Below are 18,210 nucleotides of genomic sequence, written 5' to 3'. Positions count from 1 at the left end.
GCCAGCCATCAAATCGAAGGAGAAAAACCAATGCTGTACCAGAAATCCGTGCGCTCCTTGTGGGCGCTGTTCGCCTGCCTGTTCCTGATCACGCTCAGCGCGCAGGCGCAGGACGCCAAGCTGCCGCACGTCGTGATCCTCGCGACCGGCGGCACCATCGCCGGCACCGGCGCCACCAGCACCACGACGGTCGGCTACACCGCCGCCAAGGTCGGCGTCGAATCGCTGATCAAAGCCGTGCCGGAGCTGTCGAACGTGGCCAATGTCACCGGCGAGCAGGTATTCCAGATCGCCAGCGAGAGCATGACCAACGAGCACTGGCTGGCGCTGGCCAAGCGCGTCAACACGCTGCTGGCGCAGGCCGACGTGGACGGCATCGTCATCACCCATGGCACCGACACACTGGAAGAGACCGCGTACTTCCTCGACCTGGTCGTGAAGAGCAACAAGCCGGTAGTGCTGGTTGGCTCGATGCGCCCGTCGACCGCGATCTCGGCCGACGGTCCGATCAACCTGTACAACGCGGTCGCGCTGGCCGGCAGCAAGGAAGCGGTCGGCAAGGGCGTGCTGGTCGCGCTGAACGACCAGATCAACGCAGCGCGCGAAGTCACCAAGACCAACACCGTGAGCACCGACACCTTCAAGACCACGGAGCTGGGCTTCCTCGGCTATATGCTGGATGGTAAGCCGCGTTTCTACCGCGCCTCGCTGCGCAAGCACACCGCCGAAACCGAATTCGACGTGAGCGGCCTGAATGCGCTGCCGGCGGTGGATGTCGCTTACTCGTACGCGAACGTCGGGACGGCGGCGGTGGATGCCTTCGTGGCGCAGGGCGACGTGGGCATCGTCCACGCCGGCACCGGCGACGGCAGCCTGCCGGCCCGCACCAAGCCGGCGCTGGTCGCGGCGCGCAAGAAGGGCGTCATCATCGTGCGTTCCAGCCGCGTGGGACAGGGCATCGTGGCGCGCAATGGCGAGGCGAATGACGACGAGCTGGATTTCGTGGTGTCCGATACCTTGAGCCCGCAGAAGGCGCGCATCCTGTTGATGCTGGCGCTGACCAGGACGCATGACACCAAAGAGATTCAGCGGATGTTCTACACCTACTGAACGATTGATTAGTTAGCAGCAAACCGTCGTTCCCGCGCAGGCGGGGACCCATAGAACGTGTGAGCAGAGGCGGTGCCAACTCTACTCACACTCAGCATGGGTCCCCGCCTGCGCGGGGAGTCGTTTCCGGCAGTGCCGGGAACGACGGTTTTCATTTGGTGGTATTAAACCAGTGCGTGGCCCTGCAAGCGTGTCAGGATCGCCAGCGGGCTCGCCTCAGGATCGTACTGTTCATCCGGCGGTAGCTGCGCGGTCAGCTCCATCATGTACTGCCCCGACATCGCCGCATGCGACGCCTGGTCCGAAAACACCACCCAGGTCGACCCGGCCGGGAACGGCATGGTCACCTGCGGCGCATTCTTCTGGTACTCCAGGTCCGACTTCATCGCGTCATGCAGCTGCAGCATCAGGTGGTCGTACTCGCTGCGCAGCGACTTGGTGACCTTCAGCGCCTCGAGCGCCTTCGCCTGCCAGCGCGAATACGGCTTCACCCGCGGCAGGAAGTGCCGCGCCACGGTCTCGAAGGGTTCGCCGACACGCCACACGCGCGGCACGCCTTCCGGATTCACATTGGCGAACACGCGCAGCAGGCGCTCGCCACGATTCGGCCGCGACGGAAACGCGTCGACGTGGAGCCTGCGGTCGTCCGCGCGCCACGACTGCTCGCGCGTCTCCACCACCGACGGCCGGAAGCTCACCGGCCCGCGCCGCACGTGCTCCATGTAGCGCGGCGCCATCGCCGACAGCAGGTTCTCGGCCTGCGCGCGAAAGCGCAGCATCATCGCCGACAGCATCTGCTGCGTCGCCTCGTCCCCCGCCGCGCCCTTCAGCCGGCCATTGGCGTCGAGGCTGATGTTGCGGCTCTTGGGGTCACGGATCTCCGGCTTGAACAGCTGCTGCAGCTCCTGCGCGGTCGGCTCGAACGGCAGCGCCGGGAAGTACAGCACCTTGCCCGCCTCGAGCGCCGTGACCAGCGTGCGGTCGCCCTCGCGCGGGACTTCGTTCACTTCTACGATCTGATTTTCCATGAGCGGATTGCCTGCTTATTCTTGTTCGACCTCGACCGGCGGCGAGGCCAGCTCTTCGTCCTTGCGCGCCTGCTGGCGCTCCCACATCTGCTTGTACAGGCCGTCCGCGGCCAGCAGCGACTGGTGCGTGCCGCGTTCGACGATGCGCCCGTGGTCCAGCACCAGGATCTGCTGCGCGTCCGCGATGGTCGACAGGCGGTGCGCGATCACCAGCGTGGTGCGGTTCTTCGCGATTTCCTTCAGCTGCGCCTGGATCGCCTGCTCGGCCTTCGAATCGAGCGCCGAGGTGGCTTCGTCGAAGATCAGGATCGCCGGATTCTTCAGCAGCGTGCGCGCGATCGCCACCCGCTGCTTCTCGCCGCCGGACAGCTTCAGGCCGCGTTCGCCCACCATTGTCGCATATCCATCCGGCAGGGTTTCGATGAAGTCGTGGATCGACGCCGCGCGCGCAGCCGCCACGATGTCCTCGCGGCGCGCGCCCGGCCGGCCGTAGGCGATGTTGTATTCGATGGTGTCGTTGAACAGCACCGTATCCTGCGGCACGATGCCGATGTGGGCGCGCAACGACTCCTGCGTGATGCTGCGGATGTCCTGGCCGTCGATGCTGATCGCGCCGGCGTTCACGTCATAGAAGCGGAACAGCAGCCGCGACAGCGTCGACTTGCCTGAACCGCTGTGGCCCACCACCGCCGTCGTGGTTCCGGCCGGGATGGTGAAGTCGACGTCGAACAGGATCTGGCGCTTGCTCTCGTAGCTGAAATCGACATGCGAGAACGCGACGCGCCCGCCGTGCGTGACCAGCGGCTGCGCATCCGGCGAATCCGCCACTTCGCGGTGCTGGTCGAGCAGCGAGAACAGGCGCTCCATGTCGGCCAGGCTCTGCTTGATCTCGCGGTAGATCACGCCCAGGAAATTGAGCGGGATGTACAGCTGCAGCATGAAGGAGTTCACCAGCACCAGGTCGCCCAGCGTCATTTTGTGGTCGATCACGCCCTGGGTCGAGCGCCACAGGATCAGCGTCACCGCAATCGCGATGATGAGCGACTGCCCGCTGTTGAGCAGCGAGAGCGACGTCTGCGAGCGCACCGCCGCGCTCTCGTATTTCTGCAGGCCGTGGTCGTAACGCTCGGCCTCGTAGTTCTCGTTGCCGAAGTATTTGACGGTCTCGTAGTTGAGCAACGAGTCGATGGCGCGCGTGTTGGCCTTGGAATCGAGCTCGTTCATCGTGCGCCGGAAGTGGGTGCGCCACTCCGTGACGATGATCGTGAACGCGATATAGATGACCAGCGCGCCGCCGGTGATGAGGGCGAAGGCGGGATCGTAGTGCAGCGCCAGGTAGCCCAGCACCAGCGCGATTTCGACCAGCGTCGGCAGGATCGAGAACAGCGAATACGAGACCAGCGAATTGACGCCGCGCGTGCCGCGTTCGATATCGCGCGACATGCCGCCGGTCTGTCGGTTCAAGTGGAAGCGCAGCGACAGCGAGTGCAGGTGCCGGAACACCTGCAGCGCGATGGTGCGCACGGCCCGCTGCGTGACGCGCGCGAACAAAAATTCGCGCAGCTCGGTGAACAAGGTGGTCGCAAAGCGCAGCGCGCCGTAGGCCACCAGCGCGGCCACCGGCAGCACCAGCAGCGCCTGCGGATGCGTGGGCGAGATGGTCAGCGAGTCGATCAGCTTCTTGAGCACCAGCGGCACGCCCAGGTTGGCCAGCTTGGCGCCGACCAGGCAGCTGAGCGCGGCCAGCACGCGCCACTTGTACACCCACAGATAGGGGAACAGGGTGCGCAGCGTGGCCCAGTCGTTGCGGGGGCCGCCGGGCGGCGGAGGGAGGGGGGCGGTACTGGCGGATTGGCGTCGCATGGCAGGGGTCGGTGATTTATGGTTCAATTCGGGACGATTGTAGCTTTTCAGAGAAATTCACGATGACCACGCCAGAAAATACCCAATCCCCCGTCAACGCGCTGCCTGAAGGCAAAATGCCGGTCCTGCGCGTGATGCCGGCGCCGTCCGACGCGAACGTCTACGGCGACGTGTTCGGCGGCTGGATCATGGCCCAGGTCGACATCGCCGGCTCGCTGCCGGCCACCCGCCGCGCCAACGGCCGCGTCGCCACCATCGCGGTCAATTCCTTCCTGTTCAAAAACCCGGTGTTCGTGGGCGACCTGCTGTCTTTCTACGCCGACATCGTCAAGGTGGGCAACACCTCGGTCACCGTCTATGTGGAAGTGTACGCCGAGCGCAATCGCCTGCAGACCAATGTGGTCAAGGTCACCGAGGCCACCCTCACCTACGTCGCCACCGGGCCGGACCGCAAGCCACGCCAGCTGCCGCCGCTCGAATCGCTGATCTCGCACTGACACGATGCAGGCGCAGCGCCGGCTCTTCCTCCTGCAGGCCGCACGGCTGTCGGCCGCGCTGGCCGTGCCGCTGGCCGGACGAGCGGCGCCAGCAGCGGCGGGCAAGGATTATCCGTTCAGCCTCGGCGTCGCCTCCGGTTCGCCGCTGCCCGATGCGGTGATCCTGTGGACTCGCCTGCTCGTCAATCCGCTCGACGCCACCTCGGTGCCGCCGGTCGCCCTCACCGTGCGCTGGGAAGTGGCGGAGGACGAAGCGTTCCGCCGCATCGCCGCCAAGGGCACGGCCGTCGCCACCCCGGAGCTGGCGCACAGCGTGCACGTGGATGCGCGCGGACTGCAGCCGAACCGCTGGTACTGGTATCGCTTCATGCTGGGCGACGCGGTGAGCCCGGTCGGGCGCACCCGCACCGCGCCGGCGCCCGACACGATGCCGGACACGCTCAGGCTCGCGGTCGCATCGTGCCAGCACTGGGAATTCGGCGCGTACGCGGCGCACCGCCACATCGTGGCCGAGGCGCCGGACCTGGTGGCCTTCGTCGGCGACTACATCTACGAATGGGGTCCGTACCAGCTGCGCCATCCGGACAAGGCGCAGCGCGTCAACGAGTGTTTAACGCTGGCCGACTACCGCGCCCGCTATGCGCAGTACAAGAGCGACCCCGACTTGCAGGCCGCGCACCTGGCGGCGCCGTGGATCGTGACCTGGGACGACCATGAGGTCAGCAACGACTACGCCGGCCTGCGCGACTGGACGCTGTCGCCGACCTTCGCCGCGCGCCGCGCCGCGGCCTACCAGGCCTTCTACGAACACATGCCGGTGCGGCTGGCCGACGTGCGCCAGTTCTTCGACGTGCGGCTGTACCAGCGCTACGACTGGGGCAGGCTGGCGCGCTTTCACGTGCTGGACGACCGCCAGTACCGCGCGACCGAGGCCTGCCCGAAGCCGGGGCATGGCGGATCGAACGTGGTCAACCTGCGCTCCTGCGCGGAGCTGCGCGATCCGTCGCGTTCGATGCTCGGGCAGGAGCAGGAAGACTGGCTGGCGCAGGGCCTCAATACCTCGCGGGCGCGCTGGAACATCCTGACGCAGCAGACGCTGATGGCGCAGAACACCTATGCGCCGATCGTCACCCCCGAAGACGGGCGGTTCTGGACCGATGGCTGGGATGGCTATCCGGTGGCGCGGCGGCGGCTGATGGATGCGCTGGCATCGAGCGGCGCGGCCAATCCGCTGGTGCTGGGCGGGGACGTGCACTCGTTCTTCGCGACCGAGCTGAGGGCGGATTTCTACAAGCCGGTGTCGGCGCAGAACCCGGTGCTGGCGACGGAGTTTTGCGGTACTTCGGTCACATCGGGCTCGCGGCCGCAGGCGAGGACGCTGGAGTACTTGCAGCGTAATCCGCACATCAAATATGGCCGCAGCGACAAGCGGGGGTATATGCTGGTGGAGCTGACTCCGGGGGCGGCCGAGACGCGGTTCATGGGGCTGGATGATGTGCGCGATCCGCAGTCAAAGATCGCGGCCTTGACGTCCTTCCACGTCGCCGACGGTCGTCCTGGCCTTTTATAGCCCGCGTAACACGTCGTCCTCGCGCAGGCGGGGACGACGGTTTAGCGGCTAGTGGGCGGGCGCAGGCGCCGCGGGCTTCTCGTCCCGCAGCTCGCGCCGCAGGATCTTGCCCACATTCGTCTTCGGCAGCGAATCCCTGAACTCGATGAACTTGGGGCGCTTGTATCCGGTCAGCTCCGTGCGGCACCACGCCATCAGCGCCTCCGCCGTCAGGTTCGGGTCCTTGCGCACCACGAACAGCTTCACCGCCTCCCCCGAGTGCTCGTCCGGCACGCCCACGCAAGCCACCTCGAACACACCCGGATGCGCCGCCACCACTTCTTCCACCTCGTTCGGATACACGTTAAAGCCCGACACGATGATCATGTCCTTCTTGCGGTCGACGATGCGGGTGTAGCCCCGCTCGTCCATGATGCCGATGTCGCCGGTCTTGAAGAAGCCGTCGGCCGTCATCGCCTTCGCGGTCTCGTCATCGCGCTTCCAGTAGCCCGCCATCACCTGCGGGCCGCGCACGGCGATCTCGCCCGGCTGGCCGAACGGGACCACGTTGCCGTTGTCGTCGATGATCTCCACCTCGGTCGACGGCAGCGGCAGGCCGATGGTGCCGGTGAATTCCTTGATGTCGCAGCGGTTCGCCGTCACCACCGGCGAGGTCTCCGACAGGCCGTAGCCTTCGACGATCGGCGTGCCGGTCAGCGCCAGCCACTTGTCCGCCACCGCCTTCTGCACCGCCATGCCGCCGCCGTTACAGACCAGGAAGCTGGAGAAGTCGAGCTTCGCGAATTCGGCGTTGTTGAGCAGCCCGTTGTACAGCGTGTTCACGGCCGGGAAGATGTTGATGCGGTACTTCGACAGCTCCTTGACGAAACCCGGGATGTCGCGCGGGTTCGGGATCAGGAGGTTCATGCCGCCGGTGCGCGGCCCCATCAGCGCGCAGATGGTGAGCGCGTAGATGTGGTACAGCGGCAGCGCGCACACGAACTGCAGCTGGCCGCCGGCCTTCTCCATGGTCGGCTTGAGCCAGGCCTCGTTCTGCAGCACGTTGGCGATCACGTTCCGGTGCAGCAGCACGGCGCCCTTCGAGACGCCGGTGGTGCCGCCGGTGTACTGCAGGAAGGCGATGTCGTCGTGCCCCAGCTTGACGGCCGTGTGCTTCATGCGCGCGCCGTCGGCCAGCACCTTGTTGAAGCTGACCGCGCCCGGCAGCTCGAAGCGCGGCACCAGCTTCTTCACATTGCGCACCACGAAGTTGACGACCGGCCCCTTGAGCGTGCCGAGCAGGTCGCCCATCGTGGCCACCACCACGTGCTGGACGGTGGGCGTCTGCGCGATCACCTCTTCCAGCGTGTGCGCGAAGTTCTCCAGCACGACGATGGCTTCGGCGCCGGAGTCCACCAACTGGTGCAGCAGTTCGCGCGGGGTGTACAGCGGATTGACGTTGACGATGGTGCAGCCGGCGCGCAGCACCGCAGCCATCGCGACCGGATACTGCAGCACGTTCGGCATCATCAGCGCCACGCGCGCGCCCTGCGACAGGCCGCGGCTTTGCAGCCAGGCCGCCATCTGCTGCGACATGCGGTCCAGGTCCGCATAGGTGATGGTCTTGCCCATGCAGGCGTAGGCCGGACGGTCGGCATACTTGCGGAAGGATTCCTCCAGCAGGTGGGTCAGGGACCGGTACTGCGTCCAGTCGATCTCCGCCGGCACGCCCTCCTGGTAGCCCTTCAGCCAAATCTTTTCCATCCTCGTCCCTTCTCGTCAGTCTTCCAAATCAGGCCGGCTGGGCCTCTTCGCGCAGCGCGCGGCGCAGGATTTTGCCGACGTTGGTCTTCGGCAGCTCGTCGCGAAACTCGATGTACTTGGGCTTCTTGTAGCCGGTGAGCTGCTGCTTGCAGTACTCCATCAGCTGCTCCGCCGTCAGGTGCGGATCGCGCCGCACCACGAACACCTTGACCGCTTCGCCCGAGTGCTGGTCCGGCACGCCGACCACGGCGCATTCGAGCACGCCCGGGTGCGCGGCGATCACGCCTTCCAGCTCGTTCGGGTACACGTTGAAGCCGGAGACCAGGATCATGTCCTTCTTGCGGTCGACGATCTTGACGTACCCGTTCTCGTCCATCACGCCGACGTCGCCGGATTTGAAGTAGCCGTCCGCGGTCATCACCTTCGCGGTTTCGTCCGGCCGGTTCCAGTAGCCGGCCATGACCTGCGGGCCGCGGATCGCGATCTCGCCCGGCTGGCCGAGCGCGACTTCCTTGTCATCGTCGTCGAGGATCGCGATGTCGGTCGACGACACCGGCAGGCCGATGGTGCCGGTGAAGACCGGCAGGTCGCAGCGGTTGGCAGTGGCCACCGGCGCGGTCTCGGACAGGCCGTAGCCTTCGGTGATGTGGGTGCCGGTGACTTGCTGCCACTTGTCGTTGACGGCGCGCTGCACCGCCATGCCGCCGCCCATGCACATGCGCAGGCCCGAGAAATCGACCTGCTGGAAATCAGGATGGCCGAGCAGCGCGTTGTACAGTGTGTTCACGGCCGGGAACAGGTTGACCTGGTATTTGCGCAGCTCCTTGACGAAACCGGGGATGTCGCGCGGATTCGGAATCAGCAGGTTGAGCGAGCCGGAACGCATGCCCCACAGCGCGCAAACCGTCAGCGCAAAGATGTGGTACAGCGGCAGCGCGCACACGATGACCGGCTGCTCCAGCACCGGCTCGCGCGTCATCGAGGGCGCGGCCCAGGCCTCCATCTGCAGCACGTTGGCGACCACGTTGCGGTGGGTGAGCGTGGCGCCTTTCGAGACGCCGGTGGTGCCGCCGGTGTACTGCAGGAAGGCGATGTCGCCGGAGGCGATCTGCGGCGCGGTGAACGGCATCTTGCCGGCCTGGCTGAGCGCGTCCTTGAAGCGCACCATGTTCGGGATCGCGAAATCGGGCACCAGCTTCTTCACGTTGCGCACCACGAAGTCGACCAGCATGCCTTTCAGGCCGCCCAGCATCTCGCCCATGCTGGCCACCACCACGTGGCGCAGCGGCGTCTTGCCGAGCACCTGCTGCACGGTGTGCGCGAAGTTCTCCAGCACGATGATGGCTTCGGCGCCAGAGTCCTTGATCTGGTGTTCGAGTTCGCGCGCGGTGTACAGCGGATTGACATTGACCACCACGTAGCCGGCGCGCAGGATGGCCGCGATCGCGATCGGGTACTGCAGCACGTTCGGCATCATCACCGCCACGCGCGCGCCCTTGGCCATGCCGCGGCTTTGCAGCCAGGCGGCCATGCGCTTCGAATGCGCATCGAGCTCGGCGAAGCTCATGCGCTTGTCCATGCAGACGAAGGCATCGCGGCCGGCGTGCTTCTGGAACGCTTCGTCCAGCAGCTGCACCAGCGATCCGTACTGGTCGGGATTGATCTCGGCGGGTACTCCGGGCGGGTACGACTTGAGCCACAGTTTGTCCATCGGGCGCCTCTGTCTCGAATGTAGTTATCGTCGCGGGCCGCAAGCGCAGGGCCCGGCAAAAAAGGCACCGGCACGACGTGCGGATGCCTTTGCAGCTTTGCTATGTCTGCTGTGATGCTATCGGGCCGGGCGCGCCCGCGCAAGCGCTTTTGCCGGGTTTGGAGAGGATCCTCTACCGGGAGGCGTCGATGGTGCGCTGCAGCGCGGGGAGGGCCGGCAGGTCGGCGGCGCCAAGCTTCTTGAGGACGCGGTGGCGCTCGTCGCGGTCGAGGGCGGCAATGCGCTTGACCGCGCGGTAGAAGGCCGGGAAGCCCTGTTCGCGCGCCAGCAGGGTCCGGAAGGCCGGCACGAAGTCGTTGTAGGTCGCGATCGAGGCCAAGTGGGCGTTCGACAGCGGCGAGGCGAAGAAGCGGTCGTAGCCGGCATAGCCGCCCCAGCTCGCCTTCAGGCCCTGGTAGTCGTCCTTCAGGCGCGCGAACAGCGCGGCCTTGGCTTGGCGCTTGGCCTCGTCCGGGATCGACGACTTGTAGGTCTCGTCTAGCTCCTGGCGATACTTGAGCAGCAGCGCGAGGAAGTCCTTCTTGCGTTCGCTGTACTTGGCGTAAGCCTCGCGCATGGCCGGGTTGCCGAAGGCGGCCAGCCAGCGCTCCACGCCGGCCTGTTCGACCGTGCTGGCGAAGGATTCGTTGAACTGCGAATCGCCCGGCACGTACACGATCTGGTGCGCCAGCTCGTGGAAGATCAGGCGCGCCAGTTCGCCGTCCGGGTAGTTGATGAAGGTGGACACCAGCGGGTCGCTGAACCAGCCCAGCGTCGAATAGGCCGGCACACCGCCGACCTCGACGTCGTCACCCTGGGCGCGCAGCTGCTTCGCATAGTCCTCGGCGGCGTCCTTGTTGTAGTAGCCGCGGTAGTTGACGCAGCCGGCGATCGGGAAGCACCACTCGAGCGGCTTGAGCGACAGCTCGGGCGTGGCGACCACGTTCCACAGCACGAAGGGCCGATGCAGGGCAGCGTAGTTCTTGTAGCTCTTGTTGTCCGGCAGCGCCATCTCCTTGACGGCATAGGTGCGGATCTGGCGCGCCACTTCGAGCCGGTGGCGCAGCTTGGGATTGGTGTTGGGATCGGCCAGCCAGTCGTCGATCGGCTTGGCGTCGGTCAGGAGTTCGAACTGGCCCTGCGCGGCCTGGCTGTAGTAGCCGAGGGTGGAGCAGCCGGCGAGCATGCCTGCGGCCACGCCCGCAGCCAGCAGGCTGCGGATCGTCCGGGTAAAGCTGGAGCGTTTCATGTTGCGTCAGGGTGAGGCTTTTTCGACCTGCACCAGTAAGTCATAGAAGGTTGGCGCGCGGCCCATGTCGGTCAGGCGCTGGCTGGTCACTTCGTTGGCGTTCTTGCCGTCGCTGGCGAGCTTCTTCCACCAGATCGACAGGCCGACCACGAGGCCGGCACGCGCCTTGTCCGTCACGCGGGCCTTGGCGGTGAAGGAGCCGCGATCGTTGAAGATCCGGACCATATCACCGTGGTCAATTCCGCGAGCAGCAGCATCACCGGGATGAATATCCAGGTGCGGTTCGCCTTCGGTGGCGCGCAGGCTCTGCACGTTGACGAAGGTCGAGTTGAGGAAATTGCGGGCCGGTGGCGAAATCATCGCCAGCGGGTATTTTTCGGCCAGCGCGGGATTGGACGCGGCCGATTCATAAGGCGGAATCCAGGTTGGCAGCGGATCGAGGCCGTCGGCCGCCATCTGGCTCGAATAGAACTCGCACTTGCCGGACGGGGTCGGGAAACCGCCCTCGGCGAAGGGCGCGTCCGGCATGTTCAGTTTTTGCCAGCCGCGGCGCTTCAGCGATTCCCAATCAAAATGAACCGCGCGCGGGTGGGTCTTGTCGAAGGCTTGTGCGGCCAGCTCTTCGTCGCTTTCGTGGAAGCACGGATCGTCGTAGCCCATGCGCTGCGCGAGCAGGCGGAAAATCTCGGCGTTGGACTTGGCTTCGCCCATCGGCGCGATGGCGGCGTTATTGGCCATCATGTACAGGTGGCCGTAGGCCCAGTGCGCGTCCACGTGTTCCAGCTGGGTGGTGGCGGGCAGCACGATGTCGGCGTAGTCGACGGTGTCGGTCGCAAAGTGCTCCAGCACCACGGTGAACAGGTCCTCGCGCGCAAAGCCCTGCTGCACTTTCGACGAATCCGGCGCGACCGCGACCGGGTTCGAGTTGTAGACGATGACGGCTTCGACCTTCGGGCCGAAATCGGGCGCGGCCTCGCGCAGCAGGTCGTCGCCGATGGTGACCATATTGATGGTGCGCGGCGTGCGGCCGGCCAGCAGGTCGGCGCGGTAGAGCTTGACCTTGTTGGACGGGAAGGAACCGGAGGTGGACAGCTGCACGCCGCCGGCCGCGTGGCGCCAGGCGCCGATCAGTGCCGGCAGGCAGGCGATACTGCGCACCGCCATACCGCCGCCGCGCACGCGCTGCAAGCCGTAGTTCATGCGGATCGCCACCGGTTCATGGCGGCGCGCCGTCTCGCCGTATTCGCGCGCCAGGTTGAGCACTTCGTCGACCGTGATGCCGCAGGTGGCGGCGGTGCGCTCGGGCGTCCACTCGGCCGCGCGCTCCTTGAGCTGCTCGAAGCCGAGCGTGTGGCGGGCGATGTAGTCGTGGTCGAGCAGGTCTTCGGCGATCAGCACGTGCATCATGCCCAGCGCCAGCGCGGCATCCGTGCCGGGTAGCAGGGCGATGTGCTGGTGGCACTTTTCTGCGGTCAGTGAACGGTAGGGATCGATCGCGACCAGCTTGGCGCCCCGGCGCTTGGCTTCCTGCGCTCGAGTCCAGAAATGCAAGTTGGATGCGATCGGGTTGCCGCCCCAGATCAGGATCAGCTTGGCATCCTGGAAATGCTCGAGGTCGGTGCCCATCGAGCCGCCAACGGTGTACTTGTAACCCGTCGCGCCGGCTGTCGCGCAAATGGTACGTTCCAGCAAGGACGCGCCCAGTTTGTTGAAGAAACGGGAAGACATGGTCTCGCCCTGCACCAGGCCCATCGTGCCGCAATAGCTGTAAGGCAAGATACCTTGCGGGTCGCGCGCCGCGATGTTGTGCAGGCGCGCCGCGATCTCGTTCAGCGCCTCGTCCCAGCTGATGCGTTCGAACTTGCCCTCGCCTTTTTTGCCGACCCGGCGCAGCGGATGCAGGATGCGGTCCGGATGGTAGGTGCGCTCGATGTAACGCGACACCTTGGTGCACAGCACGCCCTGCGTGGTGGGATGCTCCGGGTCGCCCTTCACCTCCGTCGCCACGCCGTCCTCGACAGTCACCAGGAGGGCGCAGGTATCGGGACAATCGTGTGGGCAGGCGGCCCGGACTTGTGTGATGGACATGGGAGCAGTTCCAAGGGAAAAAGCTTCGAGAAACCAATACTTTATACGATTCCGGACGCGATTGTGAGTCCGCTGGATCAGACCGGATGAGAGGGCTTACAATAGTTTTTCAAATGGCATGACAGAGCCGTAATGAATTGGAGACGTACATGAACCTGGTCGAACCTATCGTCGCGTTTCAAAGCGAGCTGCAGCAGATCCGGCGCGACATCCACGCGCATCCCGAACTGTGCTATGAAGAACAACGTACCGCCGACGTGGTCGCCGCCCGCCTGACCGAATGGGGTATCCCGGTCGTGCGCGGGCTGGGCGTGACGGGCGTGGTCGGCATCATCAAGAACGGCAGCTCGCCGCGTGCGATCGGCCTGCGCGCCGACATGGACGCGCTGCCGATGCAGGAGCTGAACACTTTCGAGCACGCATCGCGCCACACGGGCAAGATGCATGCGTGTGGCCACGATGGCCACACCGCCATGCTGCTGGGCGCGGCGCATTACCTGTCGCGGCATCGCAACTTCGACGGCACGGTGTACGTGATCTTCCAGCCGGCCGAGGAAGGCGGCGGCGGCGCGCGGCGCATGATGGAAGATGGCCTGTTCGAGAAGTATCCGATGGAGGCGGTGTACGGCATGCACAACTGGCCGGGCCTGCCGGTGGGCCAGTTCGGCGTGGTGGCGGGGCCGATGATGGCGTCGTCGAACGAGTTCCGCGTGGTCGTCAAAGGCAAGGGCGCGCATGCGGCGCAGCCGAACCGTGGCGTCGATCCGATCATGGTGGCGGTGCAGATCGCGCAGGCCTGGCAGACCATCATCTCACGCGAAAAGAATCCGCTGGATACGGCGGTGCTGTCGATCACGCAGATCCATTCGGGCAGCGCGACCAATGTGATTCCGGACGAGGCGGTGATGATCGGCACGGTGCGCACCTTCACGACCAAGGTGCTGGACCTGATCGAGGATCGCATGAAGGGACTGGCCGAAGGTGTGGCGGCGGCGTTCAATGCCAGCGTCGACTTCCGCTTCGAGCGCAATTATCCGCCGCTGGTCAATCACGCGAAGGAAACGGCGTTCGCGGTGGAAGCGATGAAGGCGGTGGTGGGAGCGGCGAATGTGGATGCAAACGTCGAGCCTTCGATGGGGGCGGAGGACTTTGCGTTCATGCTGCAGGATAAGCCGGGGTGCTATGTTTTCCTCGGCAACGGCGAGGGCGATCATCGGATGGCCGGGCATGGCCTCGGGCCGTGCCAGCTGCACAATGCCAGCTATGACTTCAACGACCAGCTGCTGCCGATCGGCGCGAGTTATTGGGTGAAGCTGGCGGAGATGAGTTTGCCTGCCGCTTAGTTAATTTCAAACCGTCGTCCCGGCGCAGGCCGGGCCCCATAGACCGCGTGCACGGCCGCAGTAGAACGCCGCAGGCCTGCATACTCAGCATGGGTCCCGGCCTACGCCGGGACGACGTTGGAGTCAGGGCAGCCTGTCCGGCAGGTCCCCCAGCCGCTTGCCCGGGTTATCGCGCTCCAGCGCAATCAGCGCGGCGCTGTGGTCTGCCATGCCCAGATCCTTGGCCAGCGACTCATAGCGCTTCTCCGCCAGCTCCGCAAACGGCAGCGTCAAATGTGCGCCCCTCGCTGCGGCCAGGATGTTGTGCAGGTCCTTCAGCTGGATCGTCACCTGCGCTCCCGGCATGAAATCGCGCGCCAGCATCCGCGCGCCATGGACCTCAAGAATTTTGCTGCCGGCGAATCCGCCACCGATGGCTTCGCGCACCGCCGCCGGGTCGGCACCCGCAGCCTCGGCGAGCAGCAAGGCTTCGGCCACGACATTGATGGTCGCGCCGACGATCAGCTGGTTGCACAGCTTCGACACCTGGCCGCTGCCGACCGGCCCCACGCGCACCGGATTGCCCATCGCCAGCAGCACCGGCTCGGCCTGCTGGAAATCCGCCTCGGCCGAGCCTGCCATGATCGCGAGCTTGCCCGATTCCGCGCCGCCGACGCCGCCCGACACGGGTGCGTCGATGAAGCGCACCTGCCGTTCAGCCAGGCGCTGCTGGAAAGCGACGGCCTCGTCCTGCCGCGTGGAGCTCATGTCGATCCACAACGCGCCCGGCTGCAGGGCCGGCAAGGCATGCTCGATCACTTCCGCGACGGCGGGACCGGCCTGTAGCATCGAAATGACGATCGCCGCGCCTGAAACGGCCTCATGCAGGTCCGCACAGGGTTGGGCGCCAAGCGCGCGCAGCCCATCGGCCTTGTCCGCGCTGCGGTTCCAGGCGCGCAGGGGAAATCCGGCATGCGCGAGCCGCGCCGCCATGGGCCTGCCCATCAAACCAATGCCGAGGAATGCGAGGGTTGGCAGCGTCATCGTGGTCTCCTTTGTTCACCTGTACGATTCTAACAACCAGGCGCCCGCAGCGCGGATCGGCCATGAACAGTACAATAAGCCGCGCAAGCCGACGCCGTCGGCGCAATCCAAAAAGAAAGAACCATGATCTCCAAAACTCAAATCGCAAAATTCGCGGCTGCGGTGGCCGCACTGATGGTGTCGCAGGCCGGCATGGCCCAGAATTGGCTGGATTCGGCCTCGGTCGAAGGCGGGTTTGGTGACCAGGTCTACATGGTGCGCGCCGCCGTGCAGAAGGACTGGAATGTGCGCTGGCTGCCGTCCAATGGCTACCACCTGGGCGGCTACTGGGACGCCAACCTGGCGTTCTGGCACGGCACCGATTACAAGTCGATGCACGACCATCACCAGAACCTGTGGGTGGTCGGCATCACGCCGGTGTTCCGCTACCAGGCCGACGACAAGCTGGGCTTGTATGGCGAGGCCGGCATCGGCGCCAGCGTGTTCTCCCAGCTGTATGACAACGCGAGCAACCGCCTGTCGACCGCGTACGAATTCGCGGACCACATCGGCGTCGGTTATGTGCTGCAAAACAAATGGGACGTCAGCGTCCGCATCCAGCACTATTCGAACGGTGGCATCAAGCATCCGAACAGCGGCGTGAACTGGGCGGTCCTGCGCGTCGCGCGTCCGTTCTGATAGAGGCGTCTTGACATCGTCTTCTTCGCCTTTGTGTGAAAATCGTGGAGGGCGCGCCACCCGTGCGCCCTTCATGCGAAGGGGATAGTTTGGATAGCAGCACAGTCAAGAAGTATCTCCCGTGGATCGTCGCCACTGCCCTGTTCATGGAGCAGCTGGACGCAACGATCGTCAATACCGCCGTTCCCAGCATCGCGGCCAGCCTGCATGTCACGCCGCTGAGCCTGAAGTCCGTTGTCACCAGCTACATCCTCAGCCTGGCCGTGGGCATCCCGGTCAGCGGCTGGATCGCGGACCGCTTCGGCACGCGCCGCGTGTTCGGCAGCGCGATCGCCATTTTCACCTTCGCTTCCGTGCTGTGCGGCTTGTCGCTGAACGCGCCGATGATGGTGGTCGCGCGCCTGTTGCAGGGCATCGGCGGCGCGCTGATGATGCCGGTCGGACGCCTCGCTATCGTGCGCACCTTCCCCAAGTCCGAGCTGCTGGGGGCGATGAACTTCGTCATCATCCCGGCGCTGATCGGGCCCTTGCTGGGGCCGACGGTGGGCGGCGTCATCGTCCACCTCGTCAGCTGGCGCGTGATCTTCTTCATCAATGTGCCGGTGGGGCTGGTCGCGCTGTACCTGGTGCACCGTTTCATGCCGGACTATCACGGACAGGACAAGCGGCCACTGGATGTGGTCGGTATGATCCTGTTCAGCACGGGCACTGCGATCCTGTCGTGGCTGCTCGAAATCTTCGGCGAGCACACGGTCGAGCCGGTCACCGAGATCCTGATGCTGGCGATGTCGGTGGCGCTGCTGGGCGGTTATGCCTGGCATGCCGCGAATCGCAAGTATCCCTTGCTGCGGCTGGCGCTGTTCAAGGTTCGCACCTTCCGCATCTCAGTGCTGGGCGGCTTCCTGACGCGGCTCGGCGTCGGCGGCATGCCCTTCCTGCTGCCCTTGCTGTACCAGGTCGGCCTGGGCTTGCCGGCCTGGCATTCGGGCCTGCTGATGATGCCGACCGCGGCGGCGGCGATGGGCATGAAGCTGATCGCGCCGCGCGTGTTGAGCAAGCTGGGTTACCGGCAAGTGCTGGTGGTGAACACCGTGTGCATTGGGCTGACCATCGGCCTGTTTTCGCTGGTGGGGCCTAGCACGCCAAGCTATGTGATCATCGGCATCGGCCTGCTGCAGGGTTTCTTCAATTCGCTGCAGTTTTCGAGCATGAATACCTTGGCGTATGCGGATGTCGAGGGCAAGGACACGAGCATGGCCAGCACGATCTCGAGCTCGCTGCAGCAGTTGTCGATGAGCTTTGGCCTGGCGGCGGGCTCGCTGATCACGGCCTGGTTCCTGGGCAATGTGCCGCAATCAAACCAACCGCTGGTGACGAGCGCGCTGCACCACGCTTTCCTGGCGCTGTCGGTGATGACGATCCTGTCGTCGGCCATGTTCTGGGGCCTGCGGCGTAATGATGGCGAGAGCATCAGCAAAGGGCCGGGGCCGCGCGTGGAGGAAGAGTCGACGTCGGCAGCGCAGTGAGCTTGCCGGCGACGCGCTCGTTGACCTTTCTATTCAAGTTACCGCGCCAAATCCGCTTCTTTTTGCTGGGGTCAGGTCGTCCAAACAAGCAAGATTCCAGCTCAACAACTCACCGCGCAATCATCTGGCTACATGAACATTAAGTTTCCGTCGCCCCCGCGGAGAGGCGGGGCCCCGTTTCGCGTGCTCGGCTGCACAAACAAAATGGGTTCCCCGCGTGCGTGGGAAAGATGCCGAAACTAGAAAATTTCGGTCGAGAAGTATCCCTGCGCAATGGCAGGGCTAGCGATTCCCCATCTTGTGCCTCTGCTCCAGGCCGCCGTAACCTGACTGGCGATTCAGGCCCTGGCGGTCATTCTCGGCGCGCGCCTGCATGCGCTGCGCCTGCTGGCGGGCGCTCCAACCTGATTGCACCGAGCCATTGCCAGCATACTGGCTACCATTCTGTCCCATATTGGCCACCTGGCGATTGCCAAGCCACCCGGTCTGGCGCTGTTGATTCTGTCCCGGGCCGCTCCCTGGCGCGCGCGACTGCAGGCTACCCTCCGCGACCGGCACAATTTTTTCTTTCCCGAAGCCGGCTGCCCGGCCTTTCAGTTTCGAACCCATGTCGTCCTCCCATGACCTGGCGCCGATCGGCGCCCCAGAGGGGATCATGGCCGTGGTAGCGGTGAGGCAGTATCAGACTCCCCGCCATTTCGTCGTAGGAGTCGGCTGACGATTAGCGTGTGGGCTGGAGAGA

Annotated in this window: 14 protein-coding genes; 6 read left to right on the top strand and 8 right to left on the bottom strand. The window is 65.2% G+C overall.

Annotated elements, in window-relative coordinates; genetic code table 11:
- Nucleotides 1–30 precede the first annotated feature (30 nt).
- Nucleotides 31–1,110, top strand: a complete 1,080-nt coding sequence (locus tag NX778_RS22735; protein WP_258814089.1) for a type II asparaginase — start codon at nt 31–33, stop codon at nt 1,108–1,110.
- 164 nt (nt 1,111–1,274) lie between these two features.
- Here the strand turns inward: NX778_RS22735 and kdoO are convergent, their stop codons facing one another.
- A complete protein-coding gene (gene kdoO / locus NX778_RS22730) occupies nt 1,275–2,138 on the bottom strand; it encodes a Kdo hydroxylase KdoO (protein WP_258814088.1) in 864 nt (287 codons plus the stop codon).
- 15 nt (nt 2,139–2,153) lie between these two features.
- Nucleotides 2,154–4,001, bottom strand: coding sequence for an ABCB family ABC transporter ATP-binding protein/permease (locus NX778_RS22725; protein ID WP_258814087.1), 1,848 nt, complete (start codon nt 3,999–4,001; stop codon nt 2,154–2,156).
- A 62-nt stretch (nt 4,002–4,063) separates the two neighbouring features.
- Between NX778_RS22725 and NX778_RS22720 the strand changes: the two genes are divergently transcribed.
- Both NX778_RS22720 and NX778_RS22715 read left to right on the top strand, forming a co-directional pair.
- The gene (locus NX778_RS22720; RefSeq protein WP_258814086.1) at nt 4,064–4,498 is read left to right on the top strand and encodes an acyl-CoA thioesterase; all 435 of its coding nucleotides are present in this window, start codon (nt 4,064–4,066) and stop codon (nt 4,496–4,498) included.
- Between the two features lie 4 nt (nt 4,499–4,502).
- On the top strand, nt 4,503–6,068 hold the full coding sequence (locus NX778_RS22715) for an alkaline phosphatase D family protein (protein WP_258814085.1): 1,566 nt from the start codon (nt 4,503–4,505) through the stop codon (nt 6,066–6,068).
- Nucleotides 6,069–6,116: 48 nt separating this feature from the next.
- On the opposite strand, the gene NX778_RS22710 is transcribed toward NX778_RS22715, so the two are convergent.
- The 4 genes from NX778_RS22710 to NX778_RS22695 form a co-directional block, all read right to left on the bottom strand.
- On the bottom strand, nt 6,117–7,811 hold the full coding sequence (locus NX778_RS22710) for a long-chain-fatty-acid--CoA ligase (RefSeq protein ID WP_258814084.1): 1,695 nt from the start codon (nt 7,809–7,811) through the stop codon (nt 6,117–6,119).
- Between the two features lie 28 nt (nt 7,812–7,839).
- A complete protein-coding gene (locus NX778_RS22705; RefSeq protein WP_258814083.1) occupies nt 7,840–9,522 on the bottom strand; it encodes a long-chain-fatty-acid--CoA ligase in 1,683 nt (560 codons plus the stop codon).
- Between the two features lie 172 nt (nt 9,523–9,694).
- Entirely contained in the window at nt 9,695–10,810 is a 1,116-nt protein-coding gene (locus NX778_RS22700) for an aminopeptidase (RefSeq protein ID WP_258814082.1), read from the bottom strand.
- A 6-nt stretch (nt 10,811–10,816) separates the two neighbouring features.
- Nucleotides 10,817–12,898, bottom strand: coding sequence for a molybdopterin-containing oxidoreductase family protein (locus NX778_RS22695; protein WP_258814081.1), 2,082 nt, complete (start codon nt 12,896–12,898; stop codon nt 10,817–10,819).
- Nucleotides 12,899–13,047: 149 nt separating this feature from the next.
- Here NX778_RS22695 and NX778_RS22690 point away from each other — a divergent pair, with 149 nt between their 5' ends.
- Nucleotides 13,048–14,241 carry a M20 aminoacylase family protein gene (locus NX778_RS22690; protein WP_258814080.1) on the top strand — a complete coding sequence of 398 codons (1,194 nt, stop codon included), beginning with the start codon at nt 13,048–13,050 and terminating at the stop codon, nt 14,239–14,241.
- A 123-nt stretch (nt 14,242–14,364) separates the two neighbouring features.
- Here NX778_RS22690 and NX778_RS22685 read toward each other — a convergent pair whose 3' ends face one another.
- Nucleotides 14,365–15,264: an NAD(P)-dependent oxidoreductase gene (locus tag NX778_RS22685; protein ID WP_258814079.1), complete on the bottom strand. Its 900-nt coding sequence runs from the start codon at nt 15,262–15,264 to the stop codon at nt 14,365–14,367.
- Between the two features lie 123 nt (nt 15,265–15,387).
- Here NX778_RS22685 and NX778_RS22680 point away from each other — a divergent pair, with 123 nt between their 5' ends.
- Both NX778_RS22680 and NX778_RS22675 read left to right on the top strand, forming a co-directional pair.
- On the top strand, nt 15,388–15,942 hold the full coding sequence (locus NX778_RS22680; RefSeq protein WP_258814078.1) for an acyloxyacyl hydrolase: 555 nt from the start codon (nt 15,388–15,390) through the stop codon (nt 15,940–15,942).
- An 89-nt stretch (nt 15,943–16,031) separates the two neighbouring features.
- The gene (locus NX778_RS22675) at nt 16,032–17,468 is read left to right on the top strand and encodes a DHA2 family efflux MFS transporter permease subunit (RefSeq protein WP_258814077.1); all 1,437 of its coding nucleotides are present in this window, start codon (nt 16,032–16,034) and stop codon (nt 17,466–17,468) included.
- A gap of 282 nt (nt 17,469–17,750) precedes the next feature.
- On the opposite strand, the gene NX778_RS22670 is transcribed toward NX778_RS22675, so the two are convergent.
- Nucleotides 17,751–18,077 (bottom strand): hypothetical protein, encoded by a 327-nt coding sequence (locus NX778_RS22670; RefSeq protein ID WP_258814076.1) that lies wholly within the window; start codon nt 18,075–18,077, stop codon nt 17,751–17,753.
- Nucleotides 18,078–18,210 lie beyond the last annotated feature (133 nt).

This window comes from Massilia terrae (assembly GCF_024753145.1).
In the GTDB taxonomy this organism is placed as follows: domain Bacteria; phylum Pseudomonadota; class Gammaproteobacteria; order Burkholderiales; family Burkholderiaceae_D; genus Telluria; species Telluria terrae.
The sequence above is the reverse complement of the archived record's forward strand: the minus strand, read 5'-3'. Positions and strand labels throughout refer to the sequence as shown.